Source organism: Deltaproteobacteria bacterium, assembly GCA_005879535.1.
Lineage (GTDB): Bacteria > Myxococcota > Myxococcia > Myxococcales > 40CM-4-68-19 > 40CM-4-68-19.
The window spans coordinates 1-16,541 of sequence record VBKI01000090.1 but is presented as its reverse complement, the minus strand read 5'-3'; the positions used below and the strand labels follow the sequence as shown (position 1 = coordinate 16,541).

The window sequence follows — 16,541 nt, the reverse complement described above, 5'->3', positions numbered from 1 at the left end:
CTGGTCGCCGCGTTTCCTGCTGGTGCAGCCGCGAAGAAGGCCCGGAAGAAAGAAGCGGAGGTCGGACCCGGCGAGGACCTCATGCGCGAGCATGGCGTCCTGCGGCGCGTGATGTTCATCTATGACGACGCGGCTCGCCGGCTGGAGAGCGGCGACAAACCGCCGCTCGATGCCCTTGCGGCAAGCGCCGGCATCGTGCGCAAGGTGATCGAGGATTACCACGAGAAGCTGGAGGAGAACTTCATCTTCCCGCGCATGGAGAAGGCGGAGAAGTTGACGGACCTGACCGCCACGCTCCGTCGCCAGCACCAGGCGGGCCGCACGGTCACCGCAAACGTCGTCAAGCTGTGCGATGGCGGCGATGGCAAGAAGCTGGCGGAGCTGCTCCGCGTCTTCAACCGCATGTACCGGCCGCACGCGGCGCGCGAGGACACCGTGCTCTTTCCGGCGTTCCACGATCTGATGGGCGAAAAGGCGTACGACGAGCTGGGCGATCAGTTCGAGGCGGAAGAGAAGAAGCAGCTCGGCAACGAGGGCTTCGAAGGCGCGGTGGCGCAGGTGGCGAAACTGGAGGAGCAGTTCGGGCTGTCGGACCTCGACCAGTTCACGCCTCGATGAGAGCGCTTCTTCTTCCATGACCGAAAGGAGGAAGCGCGCGCTCCGGTTCGTGGTGCTGGTCGGCGTGATGAGCCTCTTCGCCGACTTCACCTACGAGGGCGCACGCGGGATCGCCGGCCCGTTCCTTGCTGCGCTCGGCGCGAGCGGCGCGGTCGTCGGCATCGCCAGCGGCCTCGGTGAATTTCTCGGCTACGCGCTCCGCGTCGTCTCCGGCAGGCTCGCGGACAAGACGCGGCAGTTCTGGCCCATCACCATTGCCGGCTACGTCGTCCAGATGTGCGCGGTCCCGCTGCTGGCGCTGGCGGGGAATTGGCCGCTCGCCGTAGGCCTGCTCATTCTCGAGCGGATCGGAAAGGCCACGCGCAATCCGCCGCGTGACGTGATGCTCTCGCACGCAGGCAAGGAGATGGGCGGCTACGGCTGGGCGTTCGGGTTGCACGAGGCGCTCGATCAGTTCGGAGCGCTCCTCGGCCCGCTCGCGATGGCCGGTATCCTGGCGCTGCGCCATGACTATCGCCTGGCGTTCGCGGTGCTTGCCATCCCGGCGGCAATCACTCTCGCGCTTCTGGTGGTGGCGCGCGTCCTCTATCCGAGGCCCGAGGACCTCGAACCGAGCCACGAGGCCGAACCTCTCGAAGGCAAGGGCTTGCCGCGCCGCTTCTGGATCTATCTCGCCGGCGCGGGGCTCGTCGCGGCGGGCTTCGCCGACTACCCGCTGATCGCCTACCACTTCGAGAAGGCGAAGATTCTCCCCGGAAGCATGACCGCGGTGTTCTACGCGGTCGCCATGGGCGTCAGCGGCGCGGGCTCACTCGTCTTCGGCAAGCTGTTCGATCGATTCGGCCTCTGGATTCTGGTTCCGCTGACGTTGCTGACCGCGACGTACGCACCCTTCGCATTCTTTGGAGGCACGTGGGTGGCCCTCATCGGCACCGCGCTGTGGGGGCTGGGAATGGGCGTCCACGAATCCATCGTCGCGGCGGCGGTGGCGACCATGGTGCCGGCGAGCCATCGCGGGTCCGCGTACGGCATCTTCACCGCCGGGTATGGGACATTCTGGCTGTTGGGCAGCGCGCTGCTCGGCTGGCTCTACGATGTTTCCCTGGTCTGGGTCGTTCTCGCTGCCGTCATTCTCGAGATTGCGGCGATTCCCTTCATCGCCGTGACCGCACGTTCGCGCGAGAAGATGCGCTCGGAAGGTTCCGGTGACGCGCAGGGGCAGTAGCAGGACGTTCATGATTTCGGGTCGTTTCGTCCGCGGACGGTCGCCGCTCATCGGACAGAGTCGATTTGGCGCGCTGGAGCATCAAACTCATGCCATGAGCTACATGACCATCGTCCCATTGCTGCTTCTCTTCGCTTCCACAGCGCCGACTCCCCTGATCCCGCCCGGTGCGCTTCCGGAGGCCGTTCAGGCCCACCCGCTGTCAGCGCCCCCTCCAAGGTGGTCCAGGGAGGCCCTCGCCGCTTGGGGAGGGCCGTGGGAACTTCGGCCGAGCCTCTACGACTATCGCTACGTCACCTGGTAGCCGCGAAGGAGTGGACGCTGCGTTTCAAGATCCATCAGAAGCGCAGCGACGCGTAGTCCCCGGAGGTGAGCGTCATTCATTTCGATCGGGCGCCCCAAGGCGCCCGATGAAAGTCGTCGTGCTGTCGTCGCTTCTTAGAGCCCTGCCAGGCAATCGATCGCGACGCGCGCCCCTCTCGGGAGCGCGGCCACCTGGACCGTAGCGCGCGCCGGCAGCGACTTGCTGAAGTACCGGCCGTACGCCTCGTTGACCTTGGCGTAGTCCGCCATGTCGGCGACGAAGATGGTCGTCTTCACCACCTTGTCGAAGCCCGCGCCGGCGGCTTCGAGCACCGCCTTCAAGTTCTTCATCACGCGCTCAGTCTGAGCGCCGGCGTCGCCGAGGATGGTATGGCCCGTGGCCGGGTCGATCGGGATCTGGCCGGAGACGAAGAGGAAGGAGCCGGGGTTGACGCCCATTCCCTGGCTGTAGGCGCCGAGCGCCTTCGGAGCCTGCGGGCTCTCCACGGCGCCGGCAGCGCCGCCGCGAGTGACAGCCACGCACTCGATCTCGATGCGTGCGCTCTTCGGCAACGCCGCCATCTGCACCGTCGCGCGCGCGGGGAACGACTTCTGGAAGTAACGGCCGTACGTCTCGTTCATCTTGGTGCCGTCTCCCACCAGGTCGACCATGTAGACGTTCGTCTTCACCACGTCGCTGAAGCTGGCCCCGGCGCTGGCGAGGACCGCTTTCAGGTTCTCCATCACCCGCTCTGTCTGCGCGGCGATGTCGCCCTGGACGAGCTCGCCCGTAGCGGGGTCGACCGGGATCTGGCCCGAGACGAACAGGAGCGACCCTCCCCGGGTCTCCACTGCCTGGCTGTAGGGACCAATCGCTTTCGGCGCCCCAGCGGTCGACACCGTGACGGGACCACCGGCCGCTCCGGAATCGCCCGCGCGGCTGATGGCGACGGCCTCGACGGCCACGCGCGCTCCGCGGGACAGCGCGGACACCTGTACCATAGCGCGGGCGGGCGGCGTCTTCTGGAAGTAACGGCCGTATGCGTCGTTGACCTTCGGAAAGTCGGCAAGGTCGGTGAGGAAGATGGTCGTCTTCACCACGTCGTCGACGCTGGACCCGGCGGCTTCGAGCACCGCCTTCACATTCTCCATTGCGCGCGCGGTCTGCTTGGCGGCATCTCCATTGACGAGACGATCCTTCGCGGGGTCCACCGCGATCTGACCCGAGACAAAGAGGACGCGACCCGCAGGCGCCTGGATCGCGGCGCTGTACGGCCCGGCCGCCTTCGGCGCGTCGGCGCTCTGCACTGCCCGGCGTTCCACGGGGATGCTGGCCGGAGGCGGAGCGGCGGGCGGAGGCGTCGCCACGGCGACCGTCTCAGGAACGGCAGGAGCAGCCGGCGCAGGCGCGGGAGCGGGCAGGGATTCGACAACCGGGGGCGCCACGGCTTCGGGAGCGTTGACAGTCTCATGAGCGCACGCCAGGAGCGCCAGCATCGCAAGGGCAACAATTCGCATGGGTCGGGTCTCCGATTTCGTCAGACGGCCTCCACCATCTGAAGGAAGATCTCGCCGCCCGCCACTTTTCGAAACGTGGGTCGAGATGCGCCGCGAACCGCCGTTGTAGGCGTTGCTTTACCGATTGCCGGACGCTCGGTGGTGGCCACACTTCATTCATGCACCTCGCCATCAGCAGATTCGATCGCGTCATCTCCTGGAGGGCCCGTCGCCATCCGGCCGGAAAGACCGCGCGACTCATGGCGAAACTCTGCTCGCCTTGGGCCACGGCCGCGCAAGGCATCGCCGCTGCCGTCGTGCTGCGAGCAGCCGGGCGGCCGGCTGCCGGGGTCGCGATTGCTCCCGTTGCTGCCGACGCCTGCGCCAGACTGATCAAGGGCGCGACGCACCGGCCGCGGCCGGGATGGAAGCGGTTCAGCCGCGACGGTCATCGCTCTTTTCCGAGCAGTCATGTCGCCGGTCCCGCGGCGCTCCTGACTGCCGTCTGGATTGATTCGCCGCCGCGCGCCCGCATCGTCGTTGCGGTCGCGCTCGGTGCGGTGGTTGCCGCCATCGGCGTCGAACGCCTGCGCGCCGCGGCGCATTGGCCGTCCGACATCGCGGCGGGAACGGTGCTCGGCGTATTCATTGGTGCCGCGCTCGGGCGGCTATAGCCATGAAGACGCATCTGGTGGCCGTCGACATCGGGGGGAGCAAGATGTCCTTCCTCGCCCGCGAAGCGGAGAGCGGCCTGGACGTGTATGCCGACAAGATCAAGACGCCGGCGGACGATGGCGTCGAAGCGATCCTCGCCGTCCTCGACGAGCAGATCGACGCGATCCCGGGCGGACGCGGTGGGATGAGAGCGCTAGGTGTCGCGGTGCCCGGACCGGTGGACTCGCGAGGAAAAGTACTGCGCGCGGGCAATCTGGAAGGCTGGGTCGACGTCCCGCTGAAGGCGCTCCTCGAGAAACGCTACGGCGTTCCGGTTTTCGTCGAGCGCGACTCGAACTGCGGCGCCCTGGGCGAGAAGTGGTGCGGCGCCGCCACGAGAATGGGCACCTTTGTCTTCCTCGCCCTCGGCACCGGCGTCGGCGCCGGTCTGTTTCTCGACGGCCAGCTCTATCGAGGGGCGCATTTCGCCAGCGGCGAGGCAGGGGAGTTGACGTTCTTTTGCGGAGGGACGCGCAAGAATCTCTCCGCGATCGTGGGCAAGAACGCAATCAGGAAGCGCGTCAGCCGCGCCACCGGCAAGAAGCTCAACGCCGCGGAGGCTCTGGCGCGGGCGGTCAGCAAGCGCCGGTTCGCGCGAGCCACGCAGCCAGTGATCGAGCAGCTCACGGCTGCCGTCGTCGCCATCGGCGCGCTGCTCGATCCGCAGGCGATCATCTTCGGCGGCGGGACGAGCGACGCGGGCGCGGCGCTGCTGTCCAGAGTGCGCAAGGAAGTCCGCGCATATCTGGAGATGCCGCCGCCCCTGATGCCGGCAAAGCTCCGCAGCGATGCGCAGCTCTATGGCGCGTTGTGGGGCGCGATCCAGGCGTCGCGCACGACGGTCGAGCGAGCGTTGGCGGAGACGACGGCACCCGCTTGAGGCAACTGCCGCCAAGGACGCGGATGCGCAAATTGCGAGGCATGGCTGCACGGCGCAAGCCGGCCCCGAAGACGCGGGCGCGGCGTGGGAAGTACTGGTCGAGGCGGGTGATGGAGACCAGCGACGCGCTCGACCTGGAGAAGGGCGTCTTCCGGCGAGGAAGCGCGCGGGCCATCGCTTCGTCGCTGAAGCGGAGCGCGGAACGGAGCAAACGCCGCAAGAGCGCGCCTTTCCGCTCGGCGATGTCGATGCTCGTCTTCTACCAGAACCGCGCGGGCAGGAAGCTCTCCGCCGCGCAGCGCCGCAAGCTGGACGCCGCCAAGCGCGAGCTACGCAAGCTGTTCGGGCGGTGATACTGTCCCCGAATTCGCAACCGGTGTGGAGGCGCAGATGACCCCGGCCGGGTTCGCCATCTTTTGCCTCGTCGGGTTCCTCCTGCCCGTGCCCATCCTGGCGTGGCTCGACCGCCCGCGCGCGGCGCCCTGATGTACGCGGGCCACTTCGCCGCGGCGCTCGCCCTGAAGACGGCGCAGCCGCGCGCGCCGACCTGGGCCCTGCTCCTCGGAGTCGGATTCCTGGACGTGCTGTTCGGAATCTTCGTCCTCCTCGGCTTCGAACGAGCGTCGCTGACGCCGGGACGGTCGCCCGGGTTCTCGCTCGACTTCATCGACTGGTCGCACTCGTTCGCGGCGTCGATCTTCTGGGCCGTGCTGTTCGGGCTCCTGTTCCTGCGCCGAGGCCGCGCAGTTGCGTTCGCGGCAGGGATCGCCGTGTTCTCGCATTTCGTTCTCGACTTCGTGATGCACCCTCCGGACCTCGCGCTTTGGCCGCATGCGCACTCGCACCTCGGGCTCGGCTTGTGGGTGCGATGGCCGCACGGCTGGTGGTGGTTCGAGCTCGTGTTCATCGTTGTCTGCGGCGCGGTGTACTTCGTCGGTTCGCGCCGCGATCGGACCTACGGTGGGCGGGCACTCGCAGCGTGCGGGGTCGTGCTGCTGCTTCATGTCGCCAACTCCCCCTGGGCGTCACCGGCGCGATAGGGGTTCCACTCCTGCTAGTGGAGGTGTGTCGCCGGCAGGAGCGCCGTTCGCGCGATGATCGCGCGCAACTCGTCGATTTCGACCGGCTTGGCGATGACGCCGTCGACGCTACCGGGCCGCGATTCCGCCGAGACGAATTCGTTCGCCCATCCGGTGACCATGAAGATCGGCATCGCTGGGTGGCGCACACGCGCTTTTTGCGCCACCTGCCACCCGCTGATGTCCGGCATTCCGACGTCGCAGAGCAGCAGGTCGTAGCCGTTCTCCTCGAGCTTCGCCAACGCTTCCGTGCCGCTGCTCGCGGTATCGATCTCGAGCGGTTCGCCGCGCAGGACTTCCTTGGTCACTTCCAGGCAATCCGGATCGTCGTCGACGAGGAGGAGGCGCAGCGATCTCTCGATGTGCGGGACGACTTGCTCGGACTTCGCGCGCTCCGCAAGGGCAGACCGGGTGCAGAGCGGAAAGCGGAGCAGGAACTCCGCTCCTTTCCTTTTGCGGTTGCGGGCAACGATCGATCCGCCAAGGCGCGCCATCGCGCTCCGGGCCATGGAGAGTCCCAGGCCCGTCCCGCGAGGGCCTTTGGTGGTGAAGAACGACTCGAAGATCGTTTCCAGGTGTTCTTCGGGAATTCCGGTTCCTTCGTCGTTGACGCAGACCACCGCGAAATCCTCCTCGCGCGAGGCCTCGATTGAAATCGCGCCGCCCTCGGGCATCGCGTCGCGCGCGTTGAGGAGGAGGTTGACGAACAGGTGCTTGAGCTCCGTGGGATTCGCGCGCACGGGCGGGAGCGCACCGACGTTCGAGCGGAGGTCGAAATGCCTTTCATCGGAAGCGGAGCGCTGCTCCAGCTCGGGTCGAGCCATTGCGATGGCATCGTCGATCACCTGCCGCAGATCGACCTCCTCGAACGATGGGTCGGTCTGTTTCCGCGACAGCTCGTGCATCCGCAGGACGCGCGCTGCGGCGTCGGTGACCATGCGGGTAAACGCCTCGAAATGGGCATTCCCGGTCGCGTCGGGCACTTCGCGACGGAAGAGCTCCAGCCGCATGCGCATGACGTTCAGCGCATTGTTCAGATCGTGCGCCAGCCCGGAGGCAAGCTCTCCAACGGCCTCCATGCGGTGGCTTCGATGGAGGGCCTCCTGCGCCACGCGCAGCTTGGCCTCGGCCCGGAGCTGTTCGGTGACGTCGTACGCGAGAACGACGACCATGCCGTGCCCGCCAGCCATTTTCTCGGCGCGCAACTCGACGACCTGATCGATGCCTGCACACCGGCATCGGATGACACTCCACCTGGACGGGGAGCGCGCCAGAAGCCGTTTTGCCTGGTCGAGCGCAAGCTCGCTCAAGCCCCGCTGGGTGCGCGCGGCGGCGCTGGTTTTCAGCCTCTCCCAGCCGAGTCCATCTCCCGGCCGGTCGAGCTCGTGCCACCGTGCGTTGCCGAACGAGATCGCGCCGTCTCGCACCAGGGCCATCCCGCTCGCCGTCGTCCGCAGCGCCCACCAGCCAAGGCGGCAGACCGCGAGGTTCCTCAACGACTTCGCAAACGATTCTGCGTCATTCCGAGGATAGGCGTACAGTGTCTTGGAGCGGGTGGGCGATCGAGCAGCGCGACCGTTTTTCCGCATCGGAACCTCGAAACGATCGCTCTCCAATATCGCCCAGGGCCGCAGTATCGGCGCATCGCGGAATCGACGGCAGCCAAGAAGACGACAGATGCCGCGTCGCGATCGGCGCGCGGCGGGCTGCGTACGTAGAGAAACCGACACAGGTAGCCGATCGAGCCGCGTACTCCCAGGACTCAGGGCGCGCGCGTCGATGAACGGCGCGATCATCGAGAGCAGCTGGATCGACATGAGCCTGCACGGAATACTTCGGCGCCTCACGTCATCCTCAGTGGTGCGGCGGCGCGATCCGCGCGAAGTCCGCCCCCTGAGGTCAGGTCAAATGAGACAGCGTTCAGTTCTCTTCCACCTCGTCGCGGGCACGCTCGTCGCTTGCTCGTCGGGACATCGCGAGGCCGGCGATTCGGGTCCAGAGCTTGCTCTGACCGCTGCGCCTGCCGCCGTCTTCGTCGGCGAACGTATTCAACTCACTGCGGTCTTCGCCGGCGAATCCGCCAGCATTGACGGAATCGGCCCGGTCCAGAGCGGTATCCCCGTAGAGACGCCGCCCCTCTCGCGCACGACGACGTTCACGGTGCGCGTCGACCGAGGTGACGAGCACCTCGAGGCGCGAGCCACGGTACAAGCGAGCTACCGCAACCGGATTCGGGCGCTCGCCAATGCGCCGACCGCGCATACCAATCACGTTGCCACCGCGCTGCCCGACGGGCACGCGATCGTCATGGGCGGCAATACCTCGGCTGCGCTCTCGGTTCCCGACAGCACCCGGAGCCAGATCTTCGATCCCGCGAGCGAAGCGTTCACGTCCGGGCCCGACCTGCTGTTTTCCGCCGAGGCCCAGGAGTTCACCTCCATCGCGCCGCTGCGGAGTGGCGGGTTCTTGCTGGTCGGGACCGGCATCAACGGTGCCGGAGGCCAGCTTCATCCGGTGATCACGCAGGTGTTCGATTTCGCCGCGGCATCGTTCAGCCGGGTCGGAGACGCGGCGACGCGCGGTACCTCCCACCGGACCGCGACGCCGCTGTCCGACGGCGGCGTGCTCCTCAGCGGTGGTTTTGGACGCACTGTGACCGGGCTCAGCGATGTGGCGGAGCGCTACGACGCGAACGCTGCGCAATGGCGGACCGTTGGCTCGATGCTCCACGTCCGCGTGGCGCACACGGCGACGCTGCTCCGCGATGGACGCATGCTCATCGCCGGAGGGCTCACTTGCTGCCAGGAACCGAACCCTTCACCGGAGTTCTGGGCGAGCACGGCCGAAATCTACGATCCCGCCACGGACGCGTTCACCGCGACCGGGTCCATGATCGCCGGACGAGGTCTCCACGCCGCTGCGCTGCTGCCCGATGGGCGTGTCTTGATCTCGGGAGGAGACGGAAACGATCCGGCGCCGTTTCCCTTGGGCACGGAGATCTTCGATCCAGCCACCGGACAATTCAGCGCGAGCGGCGATCTGCAGGCGCCCCGGGATTCGCATTCGGCGGTCAGTTTGACGGACGGGCGCGTCCTGGTGATCGGCGGAGAACGTCCTCCCGACCTCGCGGGAAGGGTCGGCGTCGGCGTTCCTGCCACCGAGATCTTCGACCCGGCGACAGCGCGATGGAGCGCGGGTCCCATGCTCGGTGCGGCCTTCTACGCCGCCACGGTGACGATGCTGAGCAACGGCAAGGTCCTCATCTTCGGCGGCCAGGACGCCGGTGGCTTTCCGCAATCCGCGGCGGCGCTGTTCGAATGAGGTAGGCGCGACCCAAGCTCCCACTCCAGTCCGTCGTGCGCCACGCCGCGGTCCATGACGCAGCAGACCTGGTCAGCAAGCGATCGGTGCTAGAAGTCTCCATCATGCGACGAGCAGATGCGGCCGGCGCAGTGGGTCGGAGATGACGTTTGCCGCTCTGGGCTTGTCGAAGAAGTGTCTCGTCGCCCTCGAGCGGGAAGGCTTCGAGGCGCCGACGCCCATCCAGGCACAGGCCATCCCTCCTGCGCTGCAGGGCAAGGACGTGGTCGGTTCGGCGGCGACCGGCACCGGCAAGACGCTGGCATTCGTGCTCCCCATCCTCGAACGCCTGGAGGGAAAGCACGGCACCCGCGCGCTGGTGCTGGCACCGACCCGGGAATTGGCGCTGCAGATCCACGAGCAGGTCGAGCGCTTCCGCCACGGACACCATCTCCGCAGCGCCGCGGTGATCGGCGGTGTGGGGATGGCGCCGCAGAGGCAGGCGTTCGCGAAAGGAGTCGAGATCGTGGTGGCCACGCCCGGCCGGCTGAACGATCACCTGGATTCAGGGACTGCGCGGCTCGATCAGATCGAGATCCTGGTGCTCGACGAGGCGGACCGCATGCTGGACATGGGCTTCTTGCCGCAGCTGCGGCGCATCCTCAAGCACGTGCCGCCCAAGCGGCAGTCGCTACTCTTTTCGGCGACCATGGCCGGCGAGGTGGCCGACTTCGCCCGCGAGCACCTGCGCGAGCCGGTGCGGGTGGAGGTGGCGCGCATCGGGACCACCTCGCAACGCGCGTACCAGCAAGTCTTCCTCGTCGGCCAGGAGGAGAAGACGGCGCTCTTGCTCGCACTGCTCGAGCAGGACCAGCTGTCCACGCTGGTGTTCACCCGCACCAAGAGACGCGCCGACCGGGTGGCCCGATCGCTCCTGCGCGCCGGGCACAAGGTAGCGGTGATCCACGCCGACCGCTCGCAAGGGCAACGACGTGCGGCGCTGGAAGGGTTTCGTTCAGGAGAGCACCGGGTGCTCGTGGCCACCGACATCGCGGCGAGGGGCATCGACGTGGCCGAGATCGGACACGTGGTGAATTTCGACATGCCCCACATTCCGGAGGACTACGTCCATCGCATCGGCCGCACCGCGCGCATGGAAGCGAGTGGGCGAGCTTCCAGCTTCGCCTCGCCGGAGGAACACGACCTCTTGCGCGGCATCGAGAAGTTCACCCGCAAGACGGTGGAGCGCGCCGCGGTGCCGCGGGAGCACGATGCGTTCCGGGACGAGTTGAAGCGGCGAGCGGAGATGCCGCCTCCCCGCCGGGAAGTGCAGCGGCACCAGCGGCGAGATGGGCGTCCGCACCAGGCCAGTGGCCGTGCTCACGCGCCGCGACACCGAACGGAAGCCGCGGCGCAACCCCCGCAAAAGCTCGGCTCCTGGAAGCCGCGGCGGCGCCGCTAACGCCTTACCATCGCCGTGGTGGAGCAGGCGGCGGCGGTGGCGGCGCGACCAGCTCCATCATCCGCACATGTACCAAGCGCTCGATGGCTGCGCGCACGTCGCTGCGTTGAGGCCCGCAGCCGTCCAGCGAAGCAGCGATCTCCGGGATGGTCCGAGGCGCCTCGAGCAACTCACCGAGGTAGAGGCCATCGGTCGGCTCCAGCGCCAGCCGCGCAGCCCACTCAGCCCGGGCGTCGTCGAAGGATTTGCGGCCCGCCTCGACCCGCGAGGCGACGATATCCTGGCGGTAGCTGTGTCCGGCGTCCCGGCCTGCCGGCGTCAGCCGGAAGCGCTGCGAGCGGCTCCACTTGGTCCGCGTTGTGCCCGACTCGTTTTCGCTCATGGTGTTCCTTCCACCGCAGGAACACCGCGGCTGGTCGGCACAGAGTGTAACCCACAAGCGGTAGTTTGGCTCGCGAAGTCAGTGGTGCGAGCACGCCGGCGCGCACACCAGTACCCCTAGGCCGGGCACGTTTCGGCAATTGCCCTCGATCTGTTGTTCGTGGAAGCCGAACGAGCAGGCGTCATTTGCGCCGTGGTTTGCACACGCGTCCACGGCAGCCTCGAACGGCGAAAGAGGGTCGCCGCCGCTGATCGAGAGTCCCGCATCGCTGGCGGGGCCGCCGTCTATTGCAAGTCCACCATCCGTCGGCAACCCGCCGTCAGTAGGCAATCCACCGTCAGCAGGTAGCCCCCCATCCGTCGGCAACCCACCGTCGGTCGGCACCCCGCCGTCGGTCGGCAGTGGTACGCCGCCGTCGCACCGCTTGCCTCCGTGATCTTCGCCTTCATCATTATCGTCGTGCGCGCACTTGTCGTTCTCGACCTCGGCGCAGACGAGGCGCCCATCGCGCAGCAGCTTGCAGACGCCGGATTCACCTTCATCCGAAACGACGCACGCCGCTCCATTGGCAAGTCCGTCGCAAGCGTGGAATGGCGGCGGCTCACGATGGACACATCGAATCCCCATCGCGGCGAACTCGGCGATCGCCTGGTCGATAGCCGCGAAATTGTCACGCGGCGGCGCCTTGCCATCGCCGCTGCAGGCGAGCGCGAGCGTTGCTATCGAGACGATCGAAAGGCGGCGCATGAGCGCATCTCCCCGCAAGCGGTAGGAGATGCTGCCGCGATCCGCCGCGGCAGGCAAGTCGACTGGCATCGCATCAATAAGGCGGTTCTGCGATTCCATTGCGGGTTCCTCCGGGCGCCGCCGCCACGAGGAGGAGCGAAGTATGCGAGAAGTCGGCGGTAATTTCGGGATTCGCCGATGAGCTCGCCACCGCTCTGCCGCGCTGGTGCGCTCTTGCGGCTGCGCGCTATCGTGTTTGGCTGGTGAGTGCGATGCAATCGTCCCCCGGGTCTCAGGAAGCGATCTCCGCCGGGGGACCCGCGGCGCTGAACGCCCTCGCTGCACTCGCGATCGCGCTAGCACTGCACATCTCCAGCGGGATGTACGACGATCGCGCGCTGGCGCTCGCGGGTCTGGGCGTCGCAGCCGCGGTGATCGCAGCGGTCTGGCGAAAGCGCGGAGCAGCTTCCGGGAGTCCGCTCCCGGCGCAGGCGATCCTCGGCGCTGGCGCTGCCGCGGGACTCGCCACGCACCTGGTCGCCAACCCGACGTTCTACGGCGACCAGAGCAAATTGCTCGGGTTTCGCTGGCTGGCCGTAATGTCGCTGGTGATCCTGTCGGCGTACCTCTGCGTGCACCTCCGCCCATCGCTAATCCGAGCGCGCTTCTTCCTGCTGCTCGCGTGCTTCGTCCTCATGGGCATTGCAGTAATCCGCGCAAGCCCCCAGCCATGGATGGACGTCTGGATCGTGCAGCAAAAAGCGCCGGCCGCGCTGCTGCGCGGCGCCAACCCATACTCGGTCAGCTACCCGAACATCTACGGCAATCTGTCGCAGCAATTCTATGCGCCGCAGGTGGTCGCGGGGAATCGGCTGCTCGGGTACCCGTACCCTCCGCTGGCAATTCTCGCCGCGCTGCCGGGGGTGGCGCTGCTCGGTGATGCGCGCTACTCGATGCTCGCGCTGATGGCGCTTGCCAGCTGGATGCTCGCCCGCGCTTTCCCGACGAGCAGCACTGCGGAACTGGCGGGCCTGTTCGTGCTGTTCCAGCCGCGGACCTTCTTCGTACTCGAGCAGGCGTGGGTGGAGCCCGTGATGCTCGCGTCGTTCGCACTGGTGCTCTTCGCGCTCCGCCGGCCACTGGTCGCAGGGCTCGGGCTGGGGCTTCTCCTGGTGAGCAAGCAGTACTCGCCGTATCTCGCGGTGCCGCTCGCGTTCGCCTTGCCCGCTCGCGACCGGCTCCGTTCTTTGGTCGTCGCGGCCATGGTGGCGGCCGCCATGATGCTGCCGTTCGTCCTCTGGGATTGGCGCGGCTTCTTCCGGGGCGTGATCCAGATGCAGATCTGGCAGCCGTTCCGGCCTGACTCGCTGTCGGTCGCGAGCCTTGCTACGCGCCTCGGCTGGGCACACATCCCGGCGTGGGTCGGTCCGGTCGCGGGTGTGGTGGGGCTGGTCGCCCTGCTGCGTCCGGGCATCCGTATCGCGCAAGCGTGCAGCATCGCCGCTGCGTCGTTCGCGCTCGTGCTGGTTTCGTACAAGCAATCGAGCGCCAATTTCTGGTGGCTGTGCGGTGCGCTCTCCTGCCTGGCGGCGGGCGCCGAAGCCGGCACGACGGAGACCGCGACATCAGATGAAGCAGCATCCGTCATGCTGCCGCCCGCGGACCACAGCAGCGCGGATGTGGACAAACGGCGATCGCCGTGACGTGCACGCGGGTGGGGAACTCCGAGAAGTTGGCGGGCGCCTACGCTCTGCTAGGTTCATCGAGATCAACGAAAAAGGGGAGGACGATGCGCCGCGTTCCAGCAATTCTCTTCATTGCGCTCGCCGCTTGTGGATCGCCGCCCCCACTGTTCGGCGGCTTCATGCCGACCAACGGCGCGGCAGTCATCCTCGCGCCCGCGACCTGCAACAACATTGCGTTCCTGGGTCCCACCGCGATCTCCGGCATCCTCCTCGAGCTCTCGAGCGGCTCCGACGCCTGCAACGTCCTGACGCAGGTCAAGCAGTGCGGCACCGGCGCGGGATCGACCACGCTTCTTGCGGGTGCGTTTTCCGGCATCCCCGGAGGGAGCACCGTCGACGCTGCAGGTCCGGGCACCTATCCGTGGCTTGCGAACCCGCCGAGCGGCGCGTTCAAGGCATCGATCACCTCAGCGGCGCAGGTCGATGCGGTCTGCACGTCCGCTTCTGGCTCCCCGACGCAGATGTCAGGCGGAAGCATTGCCGTCTCGACCGTGACCGCATCGAATGTCAGCGGTTCGATGGATGTGCATTTCGAAAATGGCCAGGCTTACACGCACCCGTTCGACGTCGCCGTGTGCCAAGTCTCGATCGACGTCTGCTCGGTCTTCGGCCTCTGTGGAACGCATTCGTGCGTGCAGCCGTAGCGATTCCTGGACGTTACGGCCTTGGGCAAGCGTAGACGCTGCGCAGTTGTTGAGCTTCGCGAAGATCTTCGAAGGATCCCCGTGCTTGAGGGCGATGTCGTCTGCGGACAGTCCTTGCAGGATGGTCTGAAGATCGTGCGGTGACATTTGCTGATCCATCGTCGTGTTCCTTCGAACCCGAGGCCGCCACCGAGTCGTGCTAAACCCTGCGCCACGGAGGCCGGACGTGTCAAAGCTGCGCTTCAGGATCTCGATGTCGCTCGATGGTTTCGCCGCCGGTCCCAGCCAGAGCGTGGACAATCCCCTTGGAATTGGCGGTATGCGCCTGCACGAGTGGGTCTTTCCGCTCGCCGTCTGGCGGGCGATGCACGGCCTCGAAGGCGGCGAGGTCAACGCGAGCAGCGCATTGGTCGAGGAGTCGCTTGCGAACATCGGCGCCACGGTGATGGGACGGAACATGTTCGGCGGCCATCCGGGTCCCTGGAAGACCAAGGAGCCATGGAACGGCTGGTGGGGAGTGAACCCGCCATTCCATCACCCGGTGTTCGTGCTCACGCATCATGCCCGCGAGCCGCTCAGGCTGGAGGGTGGGACGACGTTCAACTTCGTCACCGGCGGCATCCAATCGGCGCTGGAACAGGCGCGGCGCGCTGCGGCGGGCAAGGATGTGTCGCTCGCCGGCGGAGCAAACGTGGCCAACCGCTACCTGGCGGCGGGCGTGGTGGACGAGATGGAGATCAACCTTGTACCGGTGCTGCTCGGGAGCGGGGAGCGGCTGTTCGAAGGGCTCGGCGACGACCTGCACGGGCTCGAGCTCGTGCGGACCGTCGCCGCTCCCAAGGTGACACATCTCAAGTTCGCCAGGCGGTGAGCCCCGGCGAGCTACCGCTGTTCGAGCACCGAGAGGATGTTCCCCGAGGGATCCCTGAACCAGGCGATTCGCGGCCCCGACCCGTCGTCGGCGATGCCCTTCGCGTTCGTGTTGATCGGGCCCTCCTTGTAGATCTCGAACCGCACCCCGCGCTCCACCAGCCCATCGACCGCGCGTTCCACGTTCTCGACGGGGAAGTTGAGCACGGTGAAGGTGGCCGGAGCGTGGTCAGGCTTCGGATAGACCATGACGTTCAGGCCGCCGGCGAGGTTCAACTGCATGAGGCCCTTCATCCCCGGCACGTCGGAGACATCGACTCCCAAGGTCTGCGTGTAGAATTTCCGCGCCGCTTCGAGATCGCGTACCGCGAAACTGCTGAACGCCTTGCTGTTCTTGAGCATGAGCGACTCCTCCGGTGCAGGAAGGTACGCACGCTTACGGACCTTGACTGCGGCAACCGGCCGGTCAATTGCCCCCTGGCGTAGACTGGCGGCGGTGCTCCGGCTTCTGGTCTGCGCCGTCCTGCTCCCGGTGTCCGCGCTCGCGCTGGGGCAGCGCAAGCCGGTCTTGCCCCAGATCGACCTGCCGCATTCGTACTACCACCGAGAGCTCTATCTTCCGCAGCTGACCTCCGGGCCTGCCGCGGTGGCGTGGTCGCCCGACGGGCAGTGGCTGGTCTACGCCATGCAGGGCTTTCTCTGGCGGCAGCGCGTGAATGGTCCGGTTGCGGAGCAGCTCACCGACTCCGATGGCACCGACCACCAGCCCGACTGGTCCCCCGACGGCGCCCGGATCGCTTTCGTCCGCTACGACGGCAGCGCGATGGAGCTGATGCTGCTGGAAGTTGCGACCGGCGCAGTGACGCCGCTCACCTCGGGCGGCGCGGTGAACGTCGATCCGCGCTGGTCGCCGGACGGAACGCGCCTCGCCTGGGTCTCCACGGCGGGCACCGGCCACTTCCTCTTGCACACGGCTTTCGTCCGCGACGGCCGCCTTGCGGAGATTCGCACCGTCGTTGCCGACCACCGGAGCGCGATGCCGCGCTACTACTACAGCCCGTTCGATCACGCGATCAATCCGGCCTGGACGCCGGAC

The 16,541-nt window shown here is 67.1% G+C and carries 17 protein-coding genes; 12 read left to right on the top strand and 5 right to left on the bottom strand.

Going from position 1 to position 16,541, the window contains the following annotated elements:
• Positions 1-81: 81 nt before the first annotated feature.
• The gene (locus E6J58_21190) at positions 82-618 is read left to right on the top strand and encodes a hemerythrin domain-containing protein (protein ID TMB33226.1); all 537 of its coding nucleotides are present in this window, start codon (positions 82-84) and stop codon (positions 616-618) included.
• Between the two features lie 16 nt (positions 619-634).
• On the top strand, positions 635-1,843 hold the full coding sequence (locus tag E6J58_21185) for an MFS transporter (protein TMB33207.1): 1,209 nt from the start codon (positions 635-637) through the stop codon (positions 1,841-1,843).
• Between the two features lie 438 nt (positions 1,844-2,281).
• Here E6J58_21185 and E6J58_21180 read toward each other — a convergent pair whose 3' ends face one another.
• Positions 2,282-3,664 (bottom strand): hypothetical protein, encoded by a 1,383-nt coding sequence (locus tag E6J58_21180; protein TMB33206.1) that lies wholly within the window; start codon positions 3,662-3,664, stop codon positions 2,282-2,284.
• 158 nt (positions 3,665-3,822) lie between these two features.
• Between E6J58_21180 and E6J58_21175 the strand changes: the two genes are divergently transcribed.
• The 4 genes from E6J58_21175 to E6J58_21160 all read left to right on the top strand — a co-directional run bounded on the left by E6J58_21175 (position 3,823) and on the right by E6J58_21160 (position 6,277).
• Positions 3,823-4,317: a phosphatase PAP2 family protein gene (locus tag E6J58_21175; protein ID TMB33205.1), complete on the top strand. Its 495-nt coding sequence runs from the start codon at positions 3,823-3,825 to the stop codon at positions 4,315-4,317.
• A gap of 2 nt (positions 4,318-4,319) precedes the next feature.
• The gene (locus E6J58_21170) at positions 4,320-5,237 is read left to right on the top strand and encodes an ROK family protein (GenBank protein ID TMB33204.1); all 918 of its coding nucleotides are present in this window, start codon (positions 4,320-4,322) and stop codon (positions 5,235-5,237) included.
• Between the two features lie 41 nt (positions 5,238-5,278).
• Entirely contained in the window at positions 5,279-5,590 is a 312-nt protein-coding gene (locus E6J58_21165; protein ID TMB33203.1) for a DUF3175 domain-containing protein, read from the top strand.
• 132 nt (positions 5,591-5,722) lie between these two features.
• Positions 5,723-6,277, top strand: coding sequence for a hypothetical protein (locus E6J58_21160; GenBank protein ID TMB33202.1), 555 nt, complete (start codon positions 5,723-5,725; stop codon positions 6,275-6,277).
• A 14-nt stretch (positions 6,278-6,291) separates the two neighbouring features.
• Here the strand turns inward: E6J58_21160 and E6J58_21155 are convergent, their stop codons facing one another.
• Positions 6,292-8,133: a response regulator gene (locus E6J58_21155; GenBank protein ID TMB33201.1), complete on the bottom strand. Its 1,842-nt coding sequence runs from the start codon at positions 8,131-8,133 to the stop codon at positions 6,292-6,294.
• A 91-nt stretch (positions 8,134-8,224) separates the two neighbouring features.
• Here E6J58_21155 and E6J58_21150 point away from each other — a divergent pair, with 91 nt between their 5' ends.
• A complete protein-coding gene (locus E6J58_21150; protein ID TMB33200.1) occupies positions 8,225-9,637 on the top strand; it encodes a hypothetical protein in 1,413 nt (470 codons plus the stop codon).
• Positions 9,638-9,779: 142 nt separating this feature from the next.
• A complete protein-coding gene (locus tag E6J58_21145; GenBank protein ID TMB33199.1) occupies positions 9,780-11,078 on the top strand; it encodes a DEAD/DEAH box helicase in 1,299 nt (432 codons plus the stop codon).
• A 4-nt stretch (positions 11,079-11,082) separates the two neighbouring features.
• Here E6J58_21145 and E6J58_21140 read toward each other — a convergent pair whose 3' ends face one another.
• Both E6J58_21140 and E6J58_21135 read right to left on the bottom strand, forming a co-directional pair.
• Positions 11,083-11,460, bottom strand: a complete 378-nt coding sequence (locus E6J58_21140; GenBank protein ID TMB33198.1) for a hypothetical protein — start codon at positions 11,458-11,460, stop codon at positions 11,083-11,085.
• A gap of 78 nt (positions 11,461-11,538) precedes the next feature.
• Positions 11,539-12,306 (bottom strand): hypothetical protein, encoded by a 768-nt coding sequence (locus E6J58_21135; protein TMB33197.1) that lies wholly within the window; start codon positions 12,304-12,306, stop codon positions 11,539-11,541.
• Positions 12,307-12,458: 152 nt separating this feature from the next.
• Here E6J58_21135 and E6J58_21130 point away from each other — a divergent pair, with 152 nt between their 5' ends.
• From E6J58_21130 to E6J58_21120, 3 genes are all read left to right on the top strand, one after another.
• Positions 12,459-13,889, top strand: coding sequence for a hypothetical protein (locus E6J58_21130; GenBank protein TMB33196.1), 1,431 nt, complete (start codon positions 12,459-12,461; stop codon positions 13,887-13,889).
• Between the two features lie 86 nt (positions 13,890-13,975).
• Entirely contained in the window at positions 13,976-14,575 is a 600-nt protein-coding gene (locus tag E6J58_21125; GenBank protein ID TMB33195.1) for a hypothetical protein, read from the top strand.
• A gap of 226 nt (positions 14,576-14,801) precedes the next feature.
• Entirely contained in the window at positions 14,802-15,446 is a 645-nt protein-coding gene (locus E6J58_21120) for a dihydrofolate reductase (protein ID TMB33194.1), read from the top strand.
• Positions 15,447-15,457: 11 nt separating this feature from the next.
• On the opposite strand, the gene E6J58_21115 is transcribed toward E6J58_21120, so the two are convergent.
• Positions 15,458-15,847 (bottom strand): VOC family protein, encoded by a 390-nt coding sequence (locus E6J58_21115; protein ID TMB33193.1) that lies wholly within the window; start codon positions 15,845-15,847, stop codon positions 15,458-15,460.
• On the opposite strand from E6J58_21115, the gene E6J58_21110 reads away from it, so the two are divergent.
• Positions 15,846-16,541, top strand: a 696-nt coding sequence (locus tag E6J58_21110) for a hypothetical protein (protein ID TMB33192.1), incomplete at its 3' end; no start/stop codon positions are given. The two genes, E6J58_21115 and E6J58_21110, sit on opposite strands and share 2 nt — an antisense overlap.